Below are 23,736 nucleotides of genomic sequence, written 5' to 3'. Positions count from 1 at the left end.
CTCAACTCCTCACCGCTCACGAGGCTCGAGGTCAGGGTGGGTAGATCACGTCCGTCGGCCGCGTGGACGGCGGACCGTCGACCCGCCAGCCCTCACCGTCGCGCACGAAGCGGTACCAGCGTTCGTCACGGCCGTAGCGCAGTTGCAGGTCACCTTGGGTGATCCGGTTCCGCCAGGTCTTCGGCGCTCCCGGCAGCCCTGATTCGGCCAAGTCCGCCCTGGCCTGCGCGAGCGGCGCCTGCCCCGGCCGCCAGACCTCCCGGACCACCGCCATCCCGCCCAGGCCCGCCTCGCGCCAGGCCTGGGCCCAGACGGCGAGGTCCCGCACCGGCATCCCCGCGGCCTCGGCGAGTTCGGTGACCACGTCCGGATCGCCTGTCGCCGCCCGGCGGGCGAGGTCTTCCTCGAACGTCAGCTCCGGTTCGCGGCCGGGCCCCATGACCAGCAGTTCCCAGGCCCTCGCGGCGGCGTCGGCGGCGAGTTCCGCGAACGTGTCACTGCTCCAGCCCGTGCGGTGCGGCGGATCGAGGTCGAGGACCGCGGGCGGCCCGACCGTGCCCGGGACCGCCAGTCGCGGCGGCAACGCCGCGATCCGCCGGGTGTAGGCGCGTTTCGGGTCGACGCCGGGCGCGGCGGGGGCGCGCACCCGCTCGCCGGACTCGTTCGCGGGCGCCCGGCGGGACCGCAGTTCCGCGAGGACGGCCTCCCGCGGTCTGCCGCGCAGCAGGAACAGCACGAACGGATCGGCGTCGACCTCTTCCGCGACCAGGTAGTACACCGCGGCGACGTGCTTGCACGGGTCCGCGCTGTCGGGGCAGGAACACTTCGGACGCAGATCACCCGGGCCGGGGAGCAGGTCCGCGCCGGCGGCCCGCGCGTCCCCGGCCAGCTCGCCGGGCAATTCGCCGTCGAGGAGGGCGGCGACGTGCCCGAGCCGCGAGCCGACCATGCCGAGCAGGCTTTCCCACTGCTCCTCGGTGAACGCCCGCATGTGGATGGTCACCCGGTACGGCACGGCTCGGCTGCCCCACACCCGGGCCGTCACCTCGCCCGTGCCGACCGCAAGGTCGCTGACCGTGCCCTTGCGCGCGTACGTCCGCCCGCGCGGCAGCCGGTTCGGGTCGAGTTTGGCGCGGTCTTCCAAAGCCTCGACCCACGCCTTGCCCCACCACGTGTTGCCGAAGGTGCGCCGTTTCCGCCCGGTCACGCTGGGCATCAGGTGTCCCCGAGTCGGACGAGGTCGGCGAGTTCGTCGTCGGACAGCTCGGTGATCCAGTTCTCGCCGGCGCCGATGACCGCGTCGGCCAGGCCGCGTTTGGTCTCCAGGACGGTGGCGATGCGCTCCTCGAGCGTGCCTTCGGAGATCAGGCGGTGCACCTGGACCGGCCTGTCCTGCCCGATCCGGTACGCGCGGTCGGTGGCCTGGTCCTCGACCGCCGGGTTCCACCAGCGATCGTAGTGGATCACGTGGGTGGCCTTGGTCAGGTTGAGCCCGACCCCGCCCGCCTTGAGCGACAGCAGGAACACCGGCACCTCGCCCGCCTGGAACCGGGCGACCATGTCCTCGCGGACCTCGGGCGTACTCGACCCGGACAGCAGCATCGTCGGCAGTCCGCGTTCGGCCAGGCGTTTCTCCAGCAGGCGGCACAGCTGGACGTACTGGCTGAACACGAGCACGCTGTCGCCCTCGTCGAGGATGACGTCGAGCAGTTCCTCGAAAGCGGCGAGCTTGCCGGACCGGCCGTGCAGTACGCCGGGCTCTTTGAGGTACTGCGCCGGATGGTTGCAGATCTGCTTGAGTTCGGTGAGCAGTTTGAGCACCTGCCCGCGCCTCGCCACCCCGTTCAGCTCGCGGATCATCGCGAGGTTCTCCCGGACGACGGCCTCGTACAGCGTCGTCTGCTCGGCGGTGAGCGGGACGAACCGGTCGGTCTCGGTCTTGCGCGGGAGTTCGGGGGCGATGTCCGGGTCGGTCTTCTTACGGCGCAACAGGAACGGCCGCACGGTGGCGGCGAGCCGTTCGGTCGCGACGGTGTCGGAGTTCCGTTCGATCGGACGGGCGACCTTGCGGCGGAACCCGTCGAGCGAGCCGAGCAGACCTGGGGTCGTCCAGTCCACAATGGACCACAGTTCGGTGAGCCGGTTCTCCATCGGCGTCCCGGTCAGTGCGACCTTCGCCGCCGCCGGGATCTTCCGCAGTTCCTTGGCGGTGACCGAAAGCGGGTTCTTGACGTGCTGCGCCTCGTCGGCGGCGATCATCCCCCAGTCCACTTCGGACAGGGTCGCGCGATCCCGGCGGAGGACGCCGTACGTGGCGAGCACGACCTCGTCCGGCGCGACCTCGTCGAGGTGCCGGCCGCCGCCGTGGAACCGGCGCACCGGGACGTCCGGCGCGAACCGGGCGAATTCGCGTTCCCAGTTGCCAAGCAACGACGTCGGGCACAGGACGAGTGTGGGACCTTCCTTCAGCGGACGGCGGTGCAGATGCAGGGAGATGAGCTGGATCGTCTTGCCGAGCCCCATGTCGTCGGCCAGGCAGGCGCCGAGTCCGAGCCCGGTCATCGTCGCCAGCCACGCCAGGCCCGCCTTCTGATACGGCCGCAGGGTCGCCCGCAGTTCCGCGGGCTGCTCTATCGGTTCCGCGGCGCTGTCACGGATCCGCTGGAGCAGCCCCGTCAGCGCCGACGGGGCGGTGAACTCGACCTTCTCGCCGTCCAGTTCCAGTTCGCCGGTGAGCGCCGCGGCCAGCGCTTCGGCCCCGGACAGCTTCTTCGCGCGGTGAGCGCGCACCTTCGCGAGCAGGCGCGCGTCGACCTTGACCCATTTGCCGCGCAGCCTCACCAGCGGCCGTTTCGCCTCGGCGAGCGCGGTGACCTCGGCGTCGGTGAGTTCCTCGTCGCCGAGGCTCAGCCGCCAGCGGAACTGCAACAGGCTCTTGAGCGTGAACTCGGGCCCGGTGACACTGCCGGGGGTCTGCGTCGCGCTCGCCTTCGCCTTGAGTTCGCCCGCGAACAGATCCTTCGGCCACTGCACCTCGATACCGGCGCCGCCCAGCGCCACGTCCCCGTGGGTCAGCAGGTCGACGACCTCGTCGTACTCCAGCGCCAGCTCGGTCGGCGCGGCCGATCGCAGCATGCGGCCGAGCGGCGACCACGCCCTGGCACCTCGCCGCAGCCCGAGCAGCAACTGCGTCTCGACCTGCTCGCCCATCCGCTCCAATACCGCTTCGGGCGCGTCCCACAACGTCGCCGCCTCGACGATCAGGCTCGGATCTGCGGCGCTCCGCACGGCGAGGACGGCGGCGAAAGTGGGCTCTTCGTCGGGGTTCTCGGATTCGGACACCTCCATACGCAGGACGAGATGCGCGTCCTGCGCCTGCCGGGTGTTCAATTCCGCGAGCCACGCGGCGCCGTCCGGCCCGACCAGCGTCGACTCGGCCGAAGCGAACGCCGGACCGCCCGCCGCGACGCTCGCGGCCGGCGTGCGGACCAGTACGTCCGCCGTCGCGTCCCAGAGCGCGCGGATCAAAGACTCCGGTGAATGCAACCTGATCCGCTTCAGCCCGGACAACGGCAGCGCGTGCGCCTCGGGCGGCAGCGCGGCGGCGAGCCCGCGCAGCATCTCCTCGTCGGCGACGTCGAGCGGGCCGACCCGCCATGAATCCACCCCACCGGGTGAGGCCGCGGGCAGCAGCCTGCCGCGGGCGATGAGGTTCACCCCGGCCTCGACGGCGGCCGACCACGCGGCGACGGCCGGGCTCAAGTCGCCCTCCGCGACCAGCAACCGCGGAATCGCGCGTGACAACGGGACGAGCGCCGCGTCGACCTTCGTTCGCCGGAAGACCTTTCCCGCCGGCAGCACGAGTTCGATCGCGGTGTCACCCTCTACGCCTTCTCCCCAGAGCGCCAACACGCCGTCCCGCGGGGGATCCGAGGGGACGAAGGTGGCTTGGGTTTCTGTGCCGAACTCCACGCCCCGCACGCTAGAGCACGGGACCGACAGGCGGCGGGCGGGACGTGCTATGAACGGTCCGTTCCTCACAAATCCTGCTATGAACGGACCGTTCATAGCACGCCGCGGAGCCGTGACAGGGACTTTCAGGACCGCGGCAGCCCCAGCAACCGCTCCGCCGTCAGCGACAGCAGCACCTGCGTCGTGCCGCCCGCGATGCTGAGGCAGCGGGTCAGCAGGAACTCGTGCTGCGCGGGGTCACCGGCGACGAGGGCGTTCTCACCGAGTGCCTCCAGCGCGAACTCCGCCACCGCCTGCCGATGCCGGACGCCCAGCAGCTTGCGCACGCTCGACTCGGCGCCCGGGTCCTGGCCGTCGAGCCGCCGCAAGGTCGCCCGCAGGTCCAGGACCGAACACGCGCTGCCGTCGGCGATCAGCGCGCCCAGCTTCTCCAGGTCGGCGTCGTCGCCGAGAGTGGCGAGAACGTTCTCGACGCCTTCTCCCACCGCGGAGCCGCTGCCGAGCGCGACGCGTTCGTTGGCCAGCGTCGTCCGCGCGAGCCGCCAGCCGCCGTTCACCTCACCCACCACCATGTCGTCCGGCACGAAGACGTCGTCGAGGAAGACCTCGTTGAAGACGGCGTCACCGGTGATCTCGCGCAGCGGGCGCGTGCTGATCCCGCCGGTGGTCATGTCGACGAGGAAGTACGTGATGCCCTTGTGCTTGAGCGCGGCCGGATCGGTGCGCGCCAGGCAAATCGCCCAATCGGCTTCACGCGCGAGCGACGTCCACACCTTCTGGCCGTTGAGCAGCCAGCCGCCGTCGGCGCGCCGGGCCGTCGTGCGGAGCGACGCGAGGTCGGAGCCTGCTTCGGGCTCGCTGAACAGCTGGCACCAGGTGATCTCGCCGCGCAGAGTGGGCGCGGCGAAGCGGTCTCGCTGCTCCTGAGAACCGTGTTCGAGCAGCGTCGGGATCGCCCAGGAGCCGATGACCATGTCGGGACGGCGGATACCGGCATCGATGAGGGCGGCGTCGATCCGTAACTGTTCGGCGGCCGTGGCGCCCCGGCCGTACGGCGCGGGCCAGTGCGGTGCCAGCAGTCCCGAATCGGCCAGTGCGGCACGCCGTCCCGGCTCGGGCAGGGTGGCGATTTCGCCTACCAGGACACGGAGTTCGGCGTCCTCGCCGACCTCGACACGCAACGTCCGGCGGTCGCCGCGGAGCGCGAGTTCGGCGGCGCGACGGCGCCACCGGGCGGAACCGCCGAGCCACTGACGCAGGGCGACGGCGCGACGCAGGTAGAAGTGCGCGTCATGCTCCCAGGTGAATCCAATGCCGCCGAGGACCTGAATGCAGTCCTTCGCGTTGGCCACGGCCGCGTCGAGAGCGTAGGCCGCCGCCGTCGCGACCGCGAAAGAATGCTGCGCGGGGTCGTCTGCCGCCCTCGCCGCGTCCCACGCCAGGGCATCGGTGGCTTCGGCCCGGCAGAGCATCTCCGCGCAAAGATGCTTGATCGCCTGGAACGACCCGATGGGACGGCCGAACTGCTCTCGCATTTTCGCGTACTCGACGGCGGTCCGGAGACACCATCGTGCGATACCGGCGGCTTCGGCGGCACCGAGCGTGGCGGCGTAGGCGTCCACGGGGAGCGATTCGAAAACCGCCTCGGGTGTCGCACCGGCACACCGGACGCGGCCGACCGGGCGGGAGACGTCGAACGGATCGCACTGCTCGATGTCCACTCCGGACGTCCCGGGTGGAACGAGTGCGGAGACGTCGCCGGCGGAGACCAGCAGCCACGCCGAAGGGTGAACGTCGAGAGCCGGTCCCGACTCGCCGTCCACGACCGAACCGGAGACGAGGAACCCGGGGCCGAGCACCACCGCCAGCCGTTCGCTCCCGTCCGCGAGGCCGGGCAGGATCTCTTTGGCGGCTTGCGGAACCGTCGCGAGCAACGCGCCGCCCAACACCGTCCCGAGGACAGGACCGGGGACGAGTGCTTCGGTGGCTTCGGCGAGTCCGGCGGCCAGATCCACGAGCGTGCCGCCGGCGCCGCCGACGTCTTCGGGAATCGCGACGCCGAACAAGCCGAGTTCCGCCAGTCCCGGCGGCGGCTCGGTGATCCGGCCACTTCGGACGGCGTCGACGGGCCGGGTGGCCGCCGCCCATGCCCGGATCGACGCGGCCAGTGCCGCCTGTTCCTCGGTGAGCGCGATCGACACGGGTGGGACCTCCTCGCCGTGGCCATACTCGGACCTACTCGCGAGTGTAGAACGCGTTACAGTTTCTTGCCCAGTGGGTCACGTCTCGAACAGTTCGTCCGCTTGGGTACGCTACGCGGGGGAAGTGGAACAAGTTCCGAAGATCGGTTCGATGAAGGGGGACGTGGCGATGCCAGGGAAGGCCAAGGCACCCACGAGCGCGAAGGCGCGTAGCGGCACCGGTCTCTCCGCGCTGGGCGGCGACGAACTCGGCTCCGCGGCACAACGCGACCGGCGGCGCCGCATCATCGACGCGACCCTCACGCTCGCCGCGAAAGGCGGGTACGACGCGGTCCAGATGCGCGCGGTCGCCGAGAAGGCGGACGTCGCGCTCGGCACACTGTACCGCTACTTCCCCTCGAAGATTCACCTGCTCGTCTCCGGGCTGGCCAGGGAATTCGAGCGCGCGCAAGAGAAACTCGAACGCTCCGCCATCCCTGGCGACACCGCGAGCGAGCGGCTGATGTTCGTCCTCGGCCGCAACACCCGGCTGATGCAGCGCGATCCGCACCTCACCGAGGCCATGGTCCGCGCGTTCATGTTCGCCGACACCACCGCCGCCGCCGAGGTCGAGCAGGTCGGGCGGCTGATGGAGAACATGTTCGCCAAGGCCATGGGCATCGAGGACCCGACCGAGGCCGATCGCGACATCTTCCACGTCATCGCCGACGTCTGGATGGCGAACCTGGTCGCCTGGGTGACCCGGCGCGCTTCGGCGGCCGACGTCGCGAACCGGCTGGAGCTGTCGGTGCACCTGCTGTTGGACAAGAACGCCTGAAGAAACTCGCGGGGCCTAGTGTTGCGTGATCCTGCAGGTCTTACCCGTGATCAGACGGCGATCTCCGGAGATCGCCGTCCAATCACGCGTAACCGCCGTCTGATCACGCGAGATCGCCGTCCGAGGAACGAAACCCAACGTCAAGCAAGCAGGATCACGCGACACTAGGCAGTGTCTCTCGAAGCGTGCTTTCGGATTTCCACAGCCGGGCCGCGACATCCACTGGTCCCTCACCCAGCCGTATCAGCGGCCCGCCTCCGCAAATCCAAGGCCTCCGGCCAAAAAACGCACGCGCGTGTCCTCGCCCAACCTGCCAACCCCAGTTCGAGAGACACGCCTTAGGCGGTCAGCTTCGGAAGTACGTCCCGCCCGAAGGTCTCGATGAACTCGTCCTGGTTCCGGCCCACGTTGTGTACGTAGATCCGGTTGAAGCCGGCGTCGACGTACTTCTGCAGCGCGGCACGGTGCACGTCCGGGTCGGACGAGACGACCATGCGGCCCTCGAAGTCCTCACGCCGCACCAGTTTCGCCATTTGCGCGAAGTCGAACGGCGAGCGGATGTCGGCCTTCGGGAACTTCATGCCGCCGTTGGGCCACTGCTCCATCGCGTTGGCCCACGCCGTCTCGTCGTCCTCGGCCCACGACAGGTGCACCTGTAGCAGCTTCGGCATCGAGTCCGGGTCCTTGCCCGCCTTGCGCGCGCCGGTCCCGAAGTTGTCGAGGATTCCCGCCAGCTTCTCGATCGACGCGCCCGGCGTGATCAGCCCGTCGGCGAGTTCGCCGGTCTTGCGCGAGGTGTACGGGCCTGCCGACGCGATGTAGATCGGCGGCGGCTCGTCCGGCAGCGTCCACAGGCGGGTGGTGTGCAGCTTGAAGAACTCGCCGCTGTGCTTGACGTCCTTGCCGGTGAACAGCTTCCGGATGACCTCGAGCGCCTCGAACATCCGCCGCACCCGCTCGGGCGCTTCGGGCCAGTAGCCGCCGATGATGTGTTCGTTGAGCGCCTCGCCGGAGCCGATACCGAGCCAGGTCCGGCCAGGGTAGGTCGCCTCGAGCGTCGCCGCGGCCTGCGCGACCATCGACGGGTGCAGCCGGAACGACGGGCAGGTCACGCCCGGCCCGAGGTCGCCGGTGGTGTTCTCAGCCAGCGAAGCGAGCACGCTCCACACGAAGGACGCTTCACCCTGTTGAGGGACCCACGGCTGGAAGTGGTCGGCGGCCATCTGGCCGGAGAATCCGTGCTGTTCGGCCAGCGCCGCCAGCCGGATCGATTCACGCGGCGAGAACTGCTCGAGTGCCGCGGCCAAGCCGATTTGAACCTCAGTCACGCCTGTTGCCCCTTCCGAAAGTTCTCGGCGACCTTCGCGTACCGGTCGAGTCGCTCCAGTGTCGCCGCTTCGGGCTCGGTCGGCAGGAACAACGTGGCCTCGTCGACACCACCGCTCACCAGCCCGCGCAGCTGCTCTTCGTCCGGGGAGGCACCGAAAGCGGAGAACTTGAGGTCACTCCGGCCCTGGTCGGCGAGCCATTGGCGCGCCTGGCGAAGGTCCTCCGGCGGGGTGTGGGCGTGGGGCAGCCAGCCGTCACCGAACTTGGCGATCCGTTGCAGCACCTTCTCCCCCGCGCCGCCGATGTAGATCGGCGGATGCGGCTTCTGCACCGGCTTCGGCCACGCGTAAATCGGGTTGAAGTCGACGTACTCGCCATGGAACTCAGCCTCGTCCTTGGCCCAGATCTCCTTCAGCGCGGCGAGTTGCTCGTCGACGAGCGCGCCCCGCGTGCGCGGATCCGTGCCGTGATTGCGCATTTCCTCCCGGTTCCACCCGACGCCGACGCCGAAGATGAACCGGCCTCGCGAAACCAGGTCCAGCGAGGCGACCTCTTTCGCCGTGTGGATGACGTCGCGCTGCTGCAGCAACGCGACGCCCGTGCCCAGTTTGAGCTTCGAGGTGGCCCCGGCCGCCGCCGTCAGCGCGACGAACGGGTCCAAGGTCCGGTAATACACGTGCGGCAGCTCGCCGCCGCCCGGGTACGGCGTCTCCCGGCTGACCGGGATGTGCGAATGTTCCGCGATCTGCAGCGAGCTGAACCCGCGCTCCTCGGCGGCGGCTGCCAGGACGTCCGGCCTGATGCCTTCATCGGTGATGAAAGTGGCGATTCCGATCTCCATGTCAGCAACTACCCGGTCACGCCCCGCGATATTCCCGAGCCGCTAGGCCGTGTCTCTCGAAGCGTGCTTTCGGAGTTCCGCAGCCGGGCCGCGACATCAGCTGGTCCCTCACCCAGCCATATCATCAACCCACGTGTCGCTCCCGTTCACCACCTCCCAGGGCAGTACACCTAGACGTTGCGCCGGTACTGCCCGCCCACCTCGAAGAACGCCTCGGTGATTTGGCCGAGCGAGCATACGCGCGCCGCGTCCATCAGTACGCCGAACAGGTTGCCGCCGCGGGTCGCCGCTTCGCGAAGCGTCTTGAGCGCGACCTGCGCCTCAGCGTGGTGCCGGTGCTGGAAGTCCTCCAGCCGGTGCAACTGCGAGACCTTCTCGTCCTCGGTCGCCCGCGCGAGTTCGACCTCGACGTCGTCCTCGCCGGCGTTCGGGTTGCGGAAGGTGTTGACGCCGATGATCGGCAACGTGCCGTCGTGCTTCTGACGCTCGTAGAGGATCGACTCGTCCTGGATCTTGCCGCGCTGGTAGCCGGTCTCCATCGCGCCCAGCACGCCACCGCGTTCGGAGATCCGGTCGAACTCCAGCAGGACGGCCTCTTCGACCAGATCCGTCAGCTCGTCGATGATGAACGAGCCCTGCAACGGGTTCTCGTTCTTCGACAGGCCCCATTCCTTGTTGATGATCATCTGGATGGCCATCGCGCGCCGCACCGAGCTCTCCGACGGCGTCGTGATCGCCTCGTCGAAAGCGTTGGTGTGCAAGGAGTTCGCATTGTCGTACAGTGCGCACAGCGCCTGCAGCGTGGTGCGGATGTCGTTGAAGCTCATCTCCTGCGCGTGCAGCGACCGGCCCGAGGTCTGCACGTGATACTTGAGCTTCTGCGAACGCTCGTTGGCGCCGTAGCGCTCCCGCATCGCGACGGCCCAGATCCGGCGCGCCACCCGGCCCAGCACCGAGTACTCGGCGTCCATGCCGTTGGAGAAGAAGAACGACAGGTTCGGCGCGAAGTCGTCGATGCTCATCCCGCGCGCGAGGTAGCTCTCGACGTAGGTGAAGCCGTTCGACAGGGTGAACGCCAGCTGCGAAATCGGGTTCGCCCCGGCCTCGGCGATGTGATAGCCGGAGATCGACACCGAGTAGAAGTTCCGGACGCCGTGCTCGATGAACCATTCCTGGATGTCGGCCATCATCCGCAGGCTGAACTCGGTGGAGAAGATGCAGGTGTTCTGCCCCTGGTCCTCCTTGAGGATGTCCGCCTGCACGGTGCCGCGGACGTTGCGCAGCGCCCATTCGCGCAGTTCGGCGACCTCGGTTTCGGACGGCTCGCGGCCGTGCTCGTCCTTGAACGCCGCCACACGCTGGTCGATCGCGGTGTTGAGGAAGAACGCGAGAATCGTCGGCGCCGGCCCGTTGATCGTCATCGACACCGAAGTGCTCGGCGACGTCAGGTCGAAGCCGTCGTAGAGCACCTCCATGTCCTCCAACGTCGCGATGGAGACGCCGGAGGTGCCGACCTTGCCGTAGATGTCGGGTCGGGTGTGCGGGTCGTGCCCGTAGAGAGTGACGGAGTCGAAGGCGGTCGAAAGGCGCTTCGCGTCGGAGTCGGCCGAGAGCAGCTTGAACCGCTTGTTGGTGCGGAACGGGTCGCCCTCGCCGGCGAACATCCGCGCCGGGTCCTCACCCTCGCGCTTGAACGGGAAAACGCCCGCGGTGTAGGGGAAATATCCCGGCAGGTGTTCGCGGCGCAGGAACGACAGCAGTTCGCCGGACTCGGTGTAGCGCGGCAGCGCCACGCGCGGGATCCGGTTGCCGGACAGCGTCTCACGCCAGAGCTGGGTGCGCAGTTCCTTGTCACGAATCTTCACGACCAGCTCGTCGGCGCGGTAGGACTCGGCGAGTTCCTGGAAACGCGACAGCAGAGTTGTCGACTCACCGTCCACATCGGACTCGGCGGCGGCGAGCAGCCCGTCGAGCGCGTCGGTGCTCGCGTCGACGGCGGCCAGCGCCTCCTTGGCGGCGGCGAGGTGTTCGTGCTTGCGCAGCGCGGCGACCTGCTGCTCGGTCTTGGTGTGGTAGCCGCGGACGATGTCGGAGATCTCCGCGAGATAGCGCGTCCGGTTGGCCGGGATGATCGTGCTGGCGTCGGTGGACACCTTGCCCGCGACCTTCGGGAGCACGCCGGGAGAGACGGTCAGGCCGCGTTCGGCGAGGGTGTCACGCAAGTGCTGGTACAGCGCGGTGACGCCGTCGTCGTTGAACTTCGCGGCGCTGGTGCCGTAGACCGGCATGTCGTCGGGCGAGGAGCTGAACGCCTCACGGTTGCGGACGAGCTGGCGGGCGACGTCACGACGGGCGTCCTCGGCGCCGCGGCGCTCGAACTTGTTGATCGCCACCGCGTCGGCGAAGTCGAGCATGTCGATCTTCTCCAGCTGCGACGCCGCGCCGAACTCCGGCGTCATGACGTACAGCGACTGGTCCACGTAGTCGACGATGCCGGCGTCGCCCTGGCCGATACCCGGCGTCTCGACGATCACCAGGTCGAAGCCCGCGGCCTTGCAGGCGAGGATCGACTCCGAGAGGCCGGTGGGGATCTCGCCACTGGTGGTCCGGGTGGCCAGCGAGCGGAAGTAGACCGGGCTGCCGTCGAGGCAGTTCATCCGGATCCGGTCACCGAGCAGCGCTCCGCCGCCCTTACGGCGCGACGGGTCGACGGCCAGCACGGCGATGCGGAGTTTGTCCTCCTGGTCCAGCCGGAAGCGGCGGATCAGCTCGTCGGTGAGCGACGACTTGCCCGAACCACCCGTTCCGGTGATGCCGAGGACCGGCGTCGTCCGCGCCTTGGCGGCTTCGGCTACCTTGTCGAGCCACTCCCGCGGCAGCGATTCACGCTGCAACTGGGTGATGACTCGGGAAAGCGCGGGGATGTCACCGGAAAACAGTTTGTCGAGCGAGCCCGGCGACTGCGCGGACAGATCCGTGTCGCAGGCTTTGATCATCAGGTTGATCATGCCAGGGAGGCCCATCTCGTAGCCGTCCTCGGGCGAGAAGATCCGCGCGACGCCCCGCGAGTGCAGCAGGTCGATCTCCTCGCGGACGATGACGCCACCGCCGCCGCCGAACACCTTGATGTGTCCGGCTCCGCGCTCGTTCAGCAGCTCGACCAAGTAGCTGAAGTACTCGACGTGCCCACCCTGATAAGCACTGATGGCCACACCCTGGACGTCCTCGGCGATGGCCGCGGTGGCGACCTCGTCGACCGACCGGTTGTGCCCGAGATGCACGACCTCCGCGCCCTGCGACTGCAGGATGCGCCGCATGATGTTGATGGACGCGTCGTGTCCGTCGAAGAGACTCGACGCCGTCACGAAGCGAACAGGGTTCACGGGCCGGTGCAGGTCGCTGCTCATCTTTTTAAAATACTAGGACTTCCTACTATTTTAAACCCATTCGCTCGCGTGATGGCGCTCTCACTCGTCCTTGACAGATCGACTCGCACCAGTATATTCAACCGAAGGGTTAAACAACCGATCGATTGAGCAGCAATGACCACTGATCAGCTCAGCGCCACGTTCGCCGCCTTGGCGGACCCCACCCGGCGGGCGATTCTCGCCCGGCTCTCCACCGGCGAGGCCAGCGTCAACGAGCTGGCCGAGCCCTTTTCGGTCAGCCTCCAGGCCGTCTCCAAGCATCTGAAGGTCCTCGAGCGCGCGGGCTTGATCAGCCGGAGCCGCACGGCGCAATGGCGGCCCTGCCGGCTGGAGGCCGCCCCGCTCGGCGAGATCTCCGACTGGGTCGAGCGTTACCGGCGTTTCTGGGAAGGCGGCTTCGACCGGCTGGAGGAACATCTGGCCGAACTACAGAAGGGCGATCGCAATGACTGAGAGCACGGCACTGCCGGAAATAGTCTCGCAGGACAAATGGCACATCGCGCGAAACGCGTTGCTGGCCAAGGAAAAGGAACTCACCCGCGCCGCGGACGCGGTCGCCGCCGAACGCCGTCGCCTGCCGATGGTCCGCTACTACGGCAAGTACGAATTCGACGGACCGCAAGGCCGGGTGACACTGCTGGACCTGTTCGAGGGACGACGACAGCTGATCGTCTACCACTTCATGCTCAGCCCCGGGCAGAAGGCGGGCTGCCCCGGCTGCTCGATGGTCGTGGACAACATCGGGCACCTCGCCCACCTGCACGCCCGCGACACCACGCTGTACGTGGTCGCGCCGGCGACGCTGCCCGAAATCGAGCGGTACAAGGAGCGGATGGGCTGGACCGTCCCGTGGGTCTCGGCGAGCGGCAGCGACTTCACCGCGGACTGCGGCATCGGCACCGGGTTCGGCATCAGCGTCTTCCTGCGCGACGGCGAAGACGTGTTCCGGACCTATTTCACCACCGCTCGCGGCGGCGACCAGCTGGTGGGGACGCTGCGCTACCTGGACCTGACGCCGCTCGGGCGCCAGGAGGCTTGGGAGGAGTCCAGCCGGGGGACGGACGCGCCAGGGAGCTGGTGGAAGCGGCACGACGAATACTGACCGATCGCAATTAGTCCTCTAGTTGCTGTCGGGGCAGGTCGAGAACGCCGCGGCCGCTCCGACCTCTCGGTGACCGGCGCCCGGAAGGCGGGCGCCGCACCGGAGGGATCCAGCCATGCGCAAGCTCGTCTACTTCGTGCACACCTCGCTAGACGGCCACATCGAGGGCCCGAACGGGGAGTTCGACTGGCCCGCGATGGGACCTGAGCTGTCCGACCACTCCCAGGAACTGACCGACCGCGCCGACACCTTGGTCTACGGGCGGCGTGTCTGGGACATGATGTCGTCGTTCTGGCCGCAGGCCGAATCGCTGTCGGACCACCCGCACGACGTCAGGTACGCCCCGATCTGGCGCGAGACCCCGAAGATCGTCTTCTCCCGGACACTGGAAAAGGCCGGCTGGAACACCGAAGTGGTCGGCGGCGACCTCACCGAGCGCATCACCGAACTCACAAGCGGGCCCGGCAAGGACTTGCTGCTGATGGGCGGGGCCGAGCTGGCCACCGCGCTGTCGGACCGCGGCCTGATCGACGAGGTCCATGTCGTCGTGCACCCGGTGGTGCTCGGCGGCGGCAGGCAGGTGTTCCCGGGCGGCGTCCGGACGGACCTGCGGCTGACCGGCACGCGCACGCTCGACGGGCGTGCGGTGCTGCTGAGTTACGAAACGGTGTGAACCAGGGCGGCAGCCCCTACGCTGCCGCCGCCAGGTTCACCTGGAGTTGCTCGCGCGCAACGCGATCCACTGCCGCATCGCGTATTCGACCAGCGTGATCAGCGTCTGCTTCGTCGACTCCCGTTCACGGGCGTCGCAGCGGACGATCGGGATGTTGGGGTCGATCGACAACGCTTCACGCACGTCGTTGATGTCGTGCTCGAGGACGCCGTCGAAGGTGTTGACCCCGACGATGTAGGGCAGGCCCCGGTCCTCGAAGAAGTCGATCGGCGCGAACGAATCGGCCAGCCGTCGCGTGTCGGCCAGCACCACGGCGCCGATCGCGCCGCGGACGAGGTCGTCCCACATGAACCAGAACCGCTGCTGCCCTGGCGTGCCGAACAGGTAGAGGATCAGGTCCGCGTCGAGGGAGACCCGGCCGAAGTCCATCGCGACCGTGGTGGTCGATTTGTTGGGCGTCTGGTCGAGGTTGTCGATCCCCCGACTGGCGTCCGTCATCATCGCCTCGGTGGTGAGCGGGACGATCTCCGACACCGAACCGACGAAGGTCGTCTTACCCGCACCGAAACCACCCGCCACGACGATCTTCGCGGATGTCATGGTCGGGGGCGCGGTGTCCCGCGGTGCCTTAAAGCCGACGGAGTCCACTCAAAACCCTTTCCATCAACACCAGATGTGCCTCGGCGCCGTCATTGCCCGAAATCGTCTTGTGCACGCTGACCAGTCCCGCGTCCGCCGCGTCGCTGATCAGCACGCGTGCCACACCCAGCGGTACACGCAGGGTCGCCGCGATCTCGGCGACCGAACGCGGGGTCCGGCACTCCTCGATGATCGAGACGCACTCGATCTGCTCCGCGGCCACCGCGGGAAGGCTACCCGCGGTGACGTGGTCCTTGGTGGAGATGAGCGTCTCCAGCTCGAGAGCGTAGTTCGCCTTGGTCCGGCCGCCCGTGAGGGCATAGGGACGGACGATCGCCGTCTCTTCGAGCGGCGAAGGCGCCTGCTCGAAAACGGCGGGCATGATGAACTCGCCACTGGGTGGGCCCGGGTCGAAAAGACCACCTGGTCTCGGCCCGACGGCGCCTGCGCCGCTGTCGGGTGGAGAAGCAAGTGAGGTCACGCGGTCTCCTTGATCGGTCGGCTGCGGGACTGCATGGGGAACCGGGGCATCTTCGGACTGCTTGCTCTTCTTGCGCTTCCGACGACCACGGCCCGAATCCAGGGTGAAGCCGTTCAGGACGTCGGCGAAGGTACCGTCGTCCCTTGAACCGGCAGCATTGGCAGCCCCCGCGCGCGGGGGCTGGTGTTCACCCGTCCCCGGCGGTTCGCCGAAGGATCCGGACCCGGTGCTCATCGGGACATCATCCCACCGGTTCGCCGATCAGCGACCCACCGGCGCCCTGCAATTGCGCGCGGAGTTCCGGCGTGAGGATCTGGCCGACGCGGTCCACGAGCATCGTCATCTCGTAGGCGACCTGTCCGATGTCGCAGTTCGGGGCGGCGAGGATGGCCAGGCAGGAGCCGTCGCTGATGGACATCAGCACCATGATGCCGAGTTCCATTTCGACGACGGTCTCGTTGACCGCGCCCGCTTCGAAGCACCGTGCGGCGCCCTGGGTCAGGCTCACCAGGCCGGACGCGACCGCGGCCAGCTGGTCGGCCCGGTCCAGCGGAAGCCTGCTGGACGCGGTGAGCAGGAGGCCGTCCGCCGACACGACCACGGCGTGCGCCACTCCGGGCACTCGCTCCGCGAAGTCGTTCACCAGCCACCCGAACTGGTTCTGCTGGGGCTGGGCCGGGTTCGGCGAGGTCATTCACCCTCCAGGGTTTCGTGGTTGGCTTCGGTCGCCTGGGCTGTGTGGTGCCGTCCGCGCTGGATGCCCTGCTGGAAACTGCTCAGGCGGCCGCGCACGTCGTGCGCGTCTCGCTGTGGTCGGGGGGTGACCGCCCCGCCGGGCGGTCCCGCGCTGCCCGGAAGCAGTTGCTCCCCGCGACGGCGCCGGGGTAATCCTGCCGAAGTCATCTTCGGAGGCAAAGACTGGGACACCGCTTGGGCGGCCTTCCAGCCTTCGTCGGAGCCGAAGTTCCACGCGTCGGTCTCCTCGACGGCGGAAACCGGTTCCGGTTCCGGCGGCGCTGCCTGCGGTTTTTTCTCGGGCTTCCGGCTCGGCAGCGCGGCGGGCGGCGCCACTGGACGCGCGGCCGTCTCCGGTGCCTTCGCGGGCTCCGGTGCCTTCGCGGGCACGGGCGTCGCTTCCGGCTGGGTGGCGGGGGCAGGCGTGGCCTTGGCCGCCATCTCCTTGCGGCCCCGCTTGACGCCCTGCTGGAAACTGCTCAGCCTGCCGCGCACGTTCGCCGGGTCGCGGACCGGCAGGTCCGACTCGGCGGCGGGCTCGGCGGCCGGGAGCGACGACGCCGCGCTGCCCGGCAGCAGCTGCTCGCCCTTGCGGCGGCGCGGCAACCCGGCCTGGGTGAACGTCGACGGGGTGGTCTGGGAAACCTCCTGCACCGTGCGGAAGGCCTTGTCGCTGGCGAAATCCCAGTTGCGTGCCTCCTGCTCGGCGGTGGCCCCGGCTTCGGCGGCGGGCTCGGCGACCTTCTTCTCTTCGGGCTCCGTCTGCCCCGGCTTCTCCTTCTTGGCCGCCGGTTTGGCCGCGGGTTTTTCCGGCACGGGGGCGGGCGAACGGAACCACGCCGAGAGCATCTCGTCGAAGATCGGCGTCGTCTCCGACGCGGTGGGCGGCGCCGCCACCGGGGGCGGAGTGGTCGCCTGGTTCCACCACTCGCTCAGCGTGGTGCTGTTCTTGGCCTCGAACAGTTCCTTGCCGCTGGGCAGTTCGCCTTCCATCGAAGCCGACGTGGACTCGGCGGGCTTCGGCACGTCCTTGGCGACCGGCTCGGGCTCGGCGGCGGGCTCCGGCGAACGGGGCTGCGGGGTCGACGGCGGTGGGGTCGACGGCGGCTGGGCGGGCGGAGATGTCGTCTGGTCCTTGGGGATCGGGCTGAACAGCGCCGTTCCCGAGATCTCCAGATCCGACGGCGGCCGCGGGTCCTGGGTGGGGGCGTGCCCGTTCATCCCGGGTTTGGTGTGGCCCGCCAAATCGTTCGCCGACGGCCACCGCTCGACGCCCTGCGGGGGCACGCTCGGCCGCGAGCCGTTCACGGGACGCTGACGGCGGGGCAGGCCACCCGGCTGCTGCGGCGGCAGCGGCGCGAGGCGCTGGGTGATCGGGCCGGTGGCGGGGCCGGGGTCTCCCGGCCGGGGCATCACGAGGTCCGCCGGGACCGAGACGGTGGCCCGCACGCCGACGATGTCCTTGCCGCCGTGCAGCGAGACGCCGATGTGGTGCCTGCTGGCCAGGCGTCCGACCACGAACAGGCCCATCCGGCGTGAGGTGGCGAGGTCGACGTTGGGGGCCTCGGTGAGCCGGGCGTTGGCCTCGGCGACCTCGGCCTCGTTCATCCCGATTCCCTTGTCGAGGATGTCGATGCCGAACGAGCCGTCTTCGACGAGCCTGGTCGCGACGGTCACCTGGGTTTCCGGCGCGGAGAACGCGGTGGCGTTGTCCAGCAGCTCGGCGATCAGGCGCATCAGATCGTTGGCCGCGTACCCGACCAGCCGGACCGGCGGCGGGTTCTGCACGGTGACCCGTTGGTACTGCTCGATCTCGGACACCGCCGCGCGCACCACGTCGGTGGCGGAGACCGGCTGGCCGGACCGCCTGCCCGGCTCGGCGCCGGAGAGGACCATCAGGTTCTCGTTGTTGCGGCGCATGCGGGTGGCGAGGTGGTCCAGCTGGAACAACGTGGCGAGCTGGTCGGCGTCCTCCTCGTCGCGCTCCAGCCGCTCGATCAGCTGCAGCTGCCGCTGCACGAGACTTTGGCTGCGGCGGGAGAGGTTGACGAACACGTTGCTGTAGCCGGTCCGCATCGAGGCCTGCTCGGTTGCCAGGCGCAGCGCCTGGTGGTGCACCTTGTCGAAGGCTCTGGCGACCTCGCCGATCTCGTCGTCGCCGCCGACCGGCACCGGCCGCACGTCGGTGCCCTGCGAGCGGCCCTCCTGGATGTTGCGGACCGCGTCCGGCAGTTGCTTCTCGGCGACGTCGAGGGCGCTGGCGCGCAGCACCTTCAGTGAGCGCAGCAGCTGACGGGTGATGAGGAAGACGACCGCGACGGCGAGCACCATCGCGCCGAACAACAGGACCGCGAGCAGGCCCGCGCCGCTGCTGGCGTCGTCGACCAGTTCGGCCGATACCGAACTCGCCTGTGCTCCGAACTTGTTCGCGATCTCGCCCGTCTTGGTGATCACCGCGTTCGAGGCGTCGTTCCAGCCCTGCGCGGACAACGTGCGGAACGCCTGTGCGGAAGGGGTGCCCTGCTCGCCGAGCGCGGTCTTCGCGAGCCTGTCGCGCGTCTCCATCGCTTCGTCGGTGACGGTAGCGCCGAAACTTTGGCGCTGCTGTTCCGAAGCGGCGGCGCGGAAGTCGGTGAACCGGTCGGACAGCCGCAGTTCGGCGGTGCGCAGCTGGTCGAGCTCGCTCGGCGCGAGGCTCGAGCGGGCGATGCCGAAGGAGACCAGTGCCTGGCTCAGTGAAAGCTGTTCCTTCATCACGACGAGGTCGTGCAACGCGGCGGGAGTGCCGCCGAGGACGTCTTGGCTGGCGCCCGCGGCCAACGCGGTGTCGACGGCGAGCAGCGCGGTGGTGACGTCGGTGTACTCGCCGATGGCCTGGACGGGGTCGAGCTGTCCGGCGGAGGCCCGCTGCCGGATGTCGGCCAGCCTGGCCAGCTGGACGGCCGCGGCGTCGCGTGCCTGGCGAAGCGACGGCTCGTTCTCGACGGCCCTGGACGCGGCGGCCACATAGAGAGGAATGGCGGTGTCGACGTCGGCGCGGGCGGAGCCGAGTTCGAGGGTGCCGCCGACGGTGCCGGTGGTCAGCCCGGCGGCGGACTGGGTGCGTTCACGGCCGAGACCGTCGGCGAGCGTGCGGATCTGCCCGCTCAGCGCGACGAGGCGGTCCAGCCGCTGGTAGCCGTCGGAACGGCCGACCTGTCCCGCGATGGTGGCGATGCCCAGTGCGAGCGCGATGAGGATCGGCACCAGCGTCACGGCCGACAGCTTCACCGGCAGGCTCCAGTCCCGCCAGCGAACGACCGCGCGCCAGCCGGTGGCCCACCGCGATGGCCGGGGAGTGCGGCCCAGCAGCTCCCCGACAGGCACTTGGCCTTCTCCTGCAACGGTCACGTAGGTGACTCCCTGTCCGGCGTCCTGGCACGGTCTGAGGCGTCCGTTCCCGCGAGGTACTCACCTGCGGGGAACTCGGCCCCGGCCTGACCACGTGATCGACCGCGACATGAGGGACCCCGTCCGGCGATCCTGGTGTCCCCAGGAACACCGGTCCGCTTCAGGAGGTCTTGCACCTGCACGTGCAGGTCGCAACCAGCGAAGTGCATGGTCGTCGAGATCAACTTTTTTGCCAATCGATCACTGCGGGTCAGCCGGGCCAAAGAATCGTACACCAATCCGGGCGCCGTCAATTCCGTTCAGCACACGGGTGCTGACCTGGGAAAAGTGCACACCTGAACGATGTACACGGCCCGAAATCCGTCTCCGCGTCACAAACGAGGGAATTCCGGTTACGGGTTGCGCGGATACACAGGATGCCCCTGTCACCCGATCAGCCTACGCAGGGTAGCCACGTAGCCCAGTCGAACTACTTTCCGTGCCCCCAACGGGTGGGTCAAGCTCAAATGTGTGCCCGATGTTGTGGCCTTGCCACGCTGGTCGGCTCGTTGTCGCTCGACGTGGTGATTCCTTTCGGGATGACCGTCGAACCAGGGGATCTTCCCCGGTCCGCGATGACGGGCACAGTATCGAACCCCGTCGCGACCCGGAACCAGAACTACGATCTGTCACCAAAACGAGGGACACAGCGTGGTCACCTCCACCTTTTGCCGCAGTGGGCCGTTCGGGCGACGACCGCGCGTGACAAGCGACCTCACTATTACGAGTGAGAAAGCCGAATCATTTCGACCAAAATGAATTTCCAGAACACTAATACAACAGGAAAACGAATACCAGGTCGTGCGTTCGTGGAAGCGGGGTCGCCTATTCAGCGCGCCCGAAGCCGTAGTTAGTATGTGCGCTCCGTCCCGCGCCGGATGCCAGCAAGCCCCCGGAGGAACCCATGCCCGACGTCGCGCGCCCCTACGCGGTGAGCAACGCCCTCGAGGACACCGGGCAGCTGCCCGCGTTGTTCGTCCGCGGGCGCCAGACCGCTCCCCCGCCGCAGCGCAGTACCGGCCCGGACTTCGACCGGATCCAGCACGGCAAGGAGTTCGTCGCGCTGCGCAAGACCTTCCGACGGTTCGTGTTCCCGATGAGCCTGCTGTTCTTCACCTGGTACATGACGTTCGTGCTGCTGGCGGCCTACGCGCACGACTTCATGAGCCGGAAGGTGATCGGCGAGATCAACGTCGGCATCCTGCTCGGCCTCGGCCAGTTCGCGAGCACGATCCTGATCACGATCGCCTACCTGCGCTTCGCCAACAAACGGCTCGACCCCAAGGTCGAGCAGCTGCGGGCCTCGGTCGAGGCGGGGGAGCGATGAGCATCCCCGACAACGACCCGGTCCTGAACATCGCGGTGTTCGCGCTGTTCGTCGCGATCACCCTGTACGTGGTGTACCGCGCCAGCACGCGCAATTCCTCCACTTCGGACTACTACGCGGCGGGCAGCGCCTTCACCGGGCGGCAGAACGGCATCGCGCTCTCGGGTGACTTCCTCTCGGCGGCGTCGTTCCTGGGTATCGCCGGGGCGATCGCGATCCACGGCTACGACGGCTTCCTGTACTCGATCGGGTTCCTCGTGGCCTGGATGGTCGATCTGCTGCTGATCGCTGAATTGCTGCGCAACACCGGCCGCTTCACCATGGGCGACGTGCTGAGCTTCCGGATGAAGCAGCGCCCGGTCCGCGCCGCGGCCGCGACGTCGACCCTGGTGATCTCCTTCTTCTACATGCTCGCGCAGATGGCGGGCGCCGGCGGGCTGGTGGCGCTGTTGCTGGACATCCACGGCGGCGTCGGCCAAGCGCTGGTGATCGGCGTCGTCGGCGTCGTCATGGTGCTGTACGTGCTGGTCGGCGGGATGAAGGGCACCACGTGGGTGCAGATCATCAAGGCGACCATCCTGCTGCTGACCGGCGCGCTGATCACCGTGTTCCTGTTCGGCAAGTTCGGCTTCAGCTTCTCGAACCTGCTTTCCGCCGCCGCCGACAGGAGCCCGCTCGGCGACGAACTGCTGCAGCCTGGCGGTTCGTACGGCAAGAGCGAGATCACGAAACTCGACTTCGTCTCGCTGGCGCTGGCACTGGTCCTCGGCGCCGCCGCGCTCCCGCACGTGCTGATGCGGTTCTACACGGTGCCGAACTCGCGCGAGGCGCGGCGCTCGGTGGTGTGGGCGACCGCCTGCATGACCGTCTTCTATCTCTGCACCCTGGTCATCGGCTTCGGCGCGGCCGCCCTCGTCGGCCCGGAGGCGATCAAGAACGCGCCGGGCGGGGAGAATTCCGCCGCGCCGCTGCTCGCGCTGAACATCGGCGGAACCGTCCTGCTCGGCATCGTCTCGGCGGTGGCCTTCGCGACCATCCTCGCCGTCGTCGCCGGGCTGACGATCACCGCGTCGGCCTCCTTCGCCCACGACGTCTACGCCAACATCTTCAAGCGCGGCAAGGCGGAACCGGCCGCCGAGGTCCGGGTCGCCCGGCTGACCGCGGTCGCCGTGGGGGCGTTCGCGATCGTGGGTGGCATCCTGGCGAACGGGCAGAACATCGCTTTCCTGGTGGCGCTGGCGTTCGCGGTCGCGGCGTCGGCGAACCTCTCGACGCTGCTGTACTCGCTGTTCTGGAAACGGTTCAACACCACCGGCACGCTGTGGGGCATCTACGGCGGACTGATCGCGAGCCTGGTGCTCGTGCTCTTCTCGCCGGTGATGTCCGGGTCCGCGGACTCGATCATCAAGAGCGTCGACTTCCACTGGTTCCCGCTGAAGAACCCCGGCCTGGTCTCGATCCCGTTCTCGTTCCTGTGCGGCATCGTCGGCACGTTCGTCGGCCGCTCGAAGGCGGATCCGGACAAGCACGCCGAGATGGAGGTGCGGTCCCTCACCGGGATCGGCTCCTGACCCACCGCCACATGCCGGGAGACCTCCGGAGGCGTCCAGGGTGTGCGATCGAATCGCGGGTCGTCCGTGAAGGCCTCCTTAAGGGACCCAGAGTCCCTTGAAGTTCCCCTCACCTCTCTTGGAACACCAACTTGAGCCTCCGCGCACCACCAGTCACAACCAACGCGCGTGAAGGGTCCCTTCACGCGTTCACCAGTACATGAAGGACCCCTTCCTCGCGCCAGGCGCCAGGGTCCCGGCGAAGTCGCGGAGCTGCTGGTGGTAATCCGGACTTGTCATCGCTAGTGCCCGCAAGGGCCGAGCGGGGAAGGCATGTCCCTGAACCCCTGTTGATCAAGCTCCGCAACCAGTGTGAACCCCGCGACGATGTAGGAATGGGGACACTCGACGTCCTCATTCCTACCTCGTCAGTCTCACACAGCGACGAATAACCGTCTGACCTGCAAGACCTCGACTTTGCCGGGACCCTGCGCCAGGCGCGAGGAAGGGGTCTTTCAGGTACTTCAAACGAGCAACGCACGGTCGCGAGGGTCGCGAACGAGCCTCGTCCGAGAATCAACGCGCCCGGAGGCCGTCCAGCACGATCGCGAGCAGCCGCTCGGTGTCCTCCGGCGACGCCTTGCTCGCGGCCGAACCCACCCCGTGGCCCAGCCTCAGGATGTCGACCCCGGTGACATCGGTTCGGAGCACGCCCTCCTCCTGAGCCGCCTTCACGATCGCGTCGGACGCGGTCCGCAGCCGGGCCTGGCACCAGCCGAAGACCTCGGACCCGGCGTCGACGGACGCCTTCAGCGTCATCGCCAGCCCGTGCTTCTCGACCACGTAGACGACGTGCGTCGACAGCCACGTCTCGAGCGCCTTTCCAGGCGGTAGTTCTTCGAGCAGGTCGAAAGCGCGCTGCGCCAGCCCATCGATCTCGTCGCGATAGACGGCCTCGACCAGTTTTTCGCGCGTCGGGAAGTGCCGGTACAACGTGCCGGCGCCGACGCCCGCGCGTTTGGCGATGTCGTCGGCTGGCACGTCCACGCCGTCGGCGGCGAACGCCTTCTTCGCCACAGCCACGATGCGCTCGTAGTTGCGCCGCGCGTCCGCGCGCATGGGACGGACCGGATCGGCCGTGGCCATCTGCACCTCCTCGGGCGACGAAAACGGAGACGTTCTCCCAATCCACTTGCGTAAGCGGAGACACTC

17 protein-coding genes are annotated in these 23,736 nt (G+C 68.4%); 6 read left to right on the top strand and 11 right to left on the bottom strand.

Annotation, left to right across the window (positions count from 1 at the left end; translation table 11 throughout):
• Positions 1-31: 31 nt before the first annotated feature.
• The 3 genes from ACM6LU_RS10435 to ACM6LU_RS10425 all read right to left on the bottom strand — a co-directional run bounded on the left by ACM6LU_RS10435 (position 32) and on the right by ACM6LU_RS10425 (position 6,173).
• Entirely contained in the window at positions 32-1,216 is a 1,185-nt protein-coding gene (locus ACM6LU_RS10435; RefSeq protein WP_414937420.1) for an SWIM zinc finger family protein, read from the bottom strand.
• Positions 1,216-3,981 carry a DEAD/DEAH box helicase gene (locus ACM6LU_RS10430; RefSeq protein WP_414937419.1) on the bottom strand — a complete coding sequence of 922 codons (2,766 nt, stop codon included), beginning with the start codon at positions 3,979-3,981 and terminating at the stop codon, positions 1,216-1,218. Before ACM6LU_RS10430 ends, ACM6LU_RS10435 begins: the two co-directional genes overlap by 1 nt.
• A 116-nt stretch (positions 3,982-4,097) precedes the next feature.
• Positions 4,098-6,173, bottom strand: a complete 2,076-nt coding sequence (locus ACM6LU_RS10425; RefSeq protein WP_414937418.1) for an acyl-CoA dehydrogenase family protein — start codon at positions 6,171-6,173, stop codon at positions 4,098-4,100.
• A 169-nt stretch (positions 6,174-6,342) separates the two neighbouring features.
• Here ACM6LU_RS10425 and kstR point away from each other — a divergent pair, with 169 nt between their 5' ends.
• Complete coding sequence (gene kstR / locus ACM6LU_RS10420; RefSeq protein ID WP_414937943.1) at positions 6,343-6,990, top strand: cholesterol catabolism transcriptional regulator KstR; 648 nt, start codon at positions 6,343-6,345, stop codon at positions 6,988-6,990.
• A gap of 338 nt (positions 6,991-7,328) precedes the next feature.
• Here the strand turns inward: kstR and ACM6LU_RS10415 are convergent, their stop codons facing one another.
• From ACM6LU_RS10415 to icmF, 3 genes are all read right to left on the bottom strand, one after another.
• Positions 7,329-8,318 (bottom strand): TIGR03557 family F420-dependent LLM class oxidoreductase, encoded by a 990-nt coding sequence (locus ACM6LU_RS10415; RefSeq protein WP_414937417.1) that lies wholly within the window; start codon positions 8,316-8,318, stop codon positions 7,329-7,331.
• Positions 8,315-9,160, bottom strand: coding sequence for an LLM class F420-dependent oxidoreductase (locus tag ACM6LU_RS10410; RefSeq protein WP_414937416.1), 846 nt, complete (start codon positions 9,158-9,160; stop codon positions 8,315-8,317). Before ACM6LU_RS10410 ends, ACM6LU_RS10415 begins: the two co-directional genes overlap by 4 nt.
• Before the next feature lie 170 nt (positions 9,161-9,330).
• Entirely contained in the window at positions 9,331-12,567 is a 3,237-nt protein-coding gene (icmF, locus tag ACM6LU_RS10405) for a fused isobutyryl-CoA mutase/GTPase IcmF (RefSeq protein ID WP_414937415.1), read from the bottom strand.
• 135 nt (positions 12,568-12,702) lie between these two features.
• Between icmF and ACM6LU_RS10400 the strand changes: the two genes are divergently transcribed.
• From ACM6LU_RS10400 to ACM6LU_RS10390, 3 genes are all read left to right on the top strand, one after another.
• The gene (locus ACM6LU_RS10400) at positions 12,703-13,041 is read left to right on the top strand and encodes an ArsR/SmtB family transcription factor (RefSeq protein ID WP_414937414.1); all 339 of its coding nucleotides are present in this window, start codon (positions 12,703-12,705) and stop codon (positions 13,039-13,041) included.
• On the top strand, positions 13,034-13,690 hold the full coding sequence (locus ACM6LU_RS10395) for a DUF899 domain-containing protein (protein ID WP_414937413.1): 657 nt from the start codon (positions 13,034-13,036) through the stop codon (positions 13,688-13,690). Before ACM6LU_RS10400 ends, ACM6LU_RS10395 begins: the two co-directional genes overlap by 8 nt.
• Before the next feature lie 115 nt (positions 13,691-13,805).
• Complete coding sequence (locus tag ACM6LU_RS10390) at positions 13,806-14,363, top strand: dihydrofolate reductase family protein (protein ID WP_414937412.1); 558 nt, start codon at positions 13,806-13,808, stop codon at positions 14,361-14,363.
• 36 nt (positions 14,364-14,399) lie between these two features.
• On the opposite strand, the gene ACM6LU_RS10385 is transcribed toward ACM6LU_RS10390, so the two are convergent.
• The 4 genes from ACM6LU_RS10385 to ACM6LU_RS10370 are packed head-to-tail and all read right to left on the bottom strand — an operon-like array spanning position 14,400 to position 19,584.
• The gene (locus ACM6LU_RS10385) at positions 14,400-14,963 is read right to left on the bottom strand and encodes a GTP-binding protein (protein ID WP_101606490.1); all 564 of its coding nucleotides are present in this window, start codon (positions 14,961-14,963) and stop codon (positions 14,400-14,402) included.
• Positions 14,964-14,991: 28 nt separating this feature from the next.
• On the bottom strand, positions 14,992-15,717 hold the full coding sequence (locus tag ACM6LU_RS10380; protein WP_414937411.1) for a DUF742 domain-containing protein: 726 nt from the start codon (positions 15,715-15,717) through the stop codon (positions 14,992-14,994).
• Positions 15,718-15,724: 7 nt separating this feature from the next.
• Entirely contained in the window at positions 15,725-16,177 is a 453-nt protein-coding gene (locus tag ACM6LU_RS10375) for a roadblock/LC7 domain-containing protein (protein WP_005166055.1), read from the bottom strand.
• Positions 16,174-19,584 (bottom strand): nitrate- and nitrite sensing domain-containing protein, encoded by a 3,411-nt coding sequence (locus tag ACM6LU_RS10370; RefSeq protein WP_414937410.1) that lies wholly within the window; start codon positions 19,582-19,584, stop codon positions 16,174-16,176. The genes ACM6LU_RS10375 and ACM6LU_RS10370 overlap by 4 nt, the downstream gene beginning before the upstream one ends.
• Before the next feature lie 967 nt (positions 19,585-20,551).
• On the opposite strand from ACM6LU_RS10370, the gene ACM6LU_RS10365 reads away from it, so the two are divergent.
• Together ACM6LU_RS10365 and ACM6LU_RS10360 are read left to right on the top strand one after the other, a co-directional pair.
• Complete coding sequence (locus ACM6LU_RS10365; protein WP_414937409.1) at positions 20,552-20,974, top strand: DUF485 domain-containing protein; 423 nt, start codon at positions 20,552-20,554, stop codon at positions 20,972-20,974.
• On the top strand, positions 20,971-22,545 hold the full coding sequence (locus ACM6LU_RS10360; RefSeq protein ID WP_414937408.1) for a cation acetate symporter: 1,575 nt from the start codon (positions 20,971-20,973) through the stop codon (positions 22,543-22,545). Before ACM6LU_RS10365 ends, ACM6LU_RS10360 begins: the two co-directional genes overlap by 4 nt.
• Positions 22,546-23,100: 555 nt before the next feature.
• Here the strand turns inward: ACM6LU_RS10360 and ACM6LU_RS10355 are convergent.
• Entirely contained in the window at positions 23,101-23,670 is a 570-nt protein-coding gene (locus ACM6LU_RS10355) for a TetR/AcrR family transcriptional regulator (RefSeq protein ID WP_414937407.1), read from the bottom strand.
• Positions 23,671-23,736 lie beyond the last annotated feature (66 nt).

The organism is Amycolatopsis sp. cmx-11-51 (genome assembly GCF_047608665.1).
GTDB lineage: Bacteria > Actinomycetota > Actinomycetes > Mycobacteriales > Pseudonocardiaceae > Amycolatopsis.
Note: the sequence above shows the minus strand (reverse complement) of the source record. Positions and strands in the feature narration are given on the sequence as shown.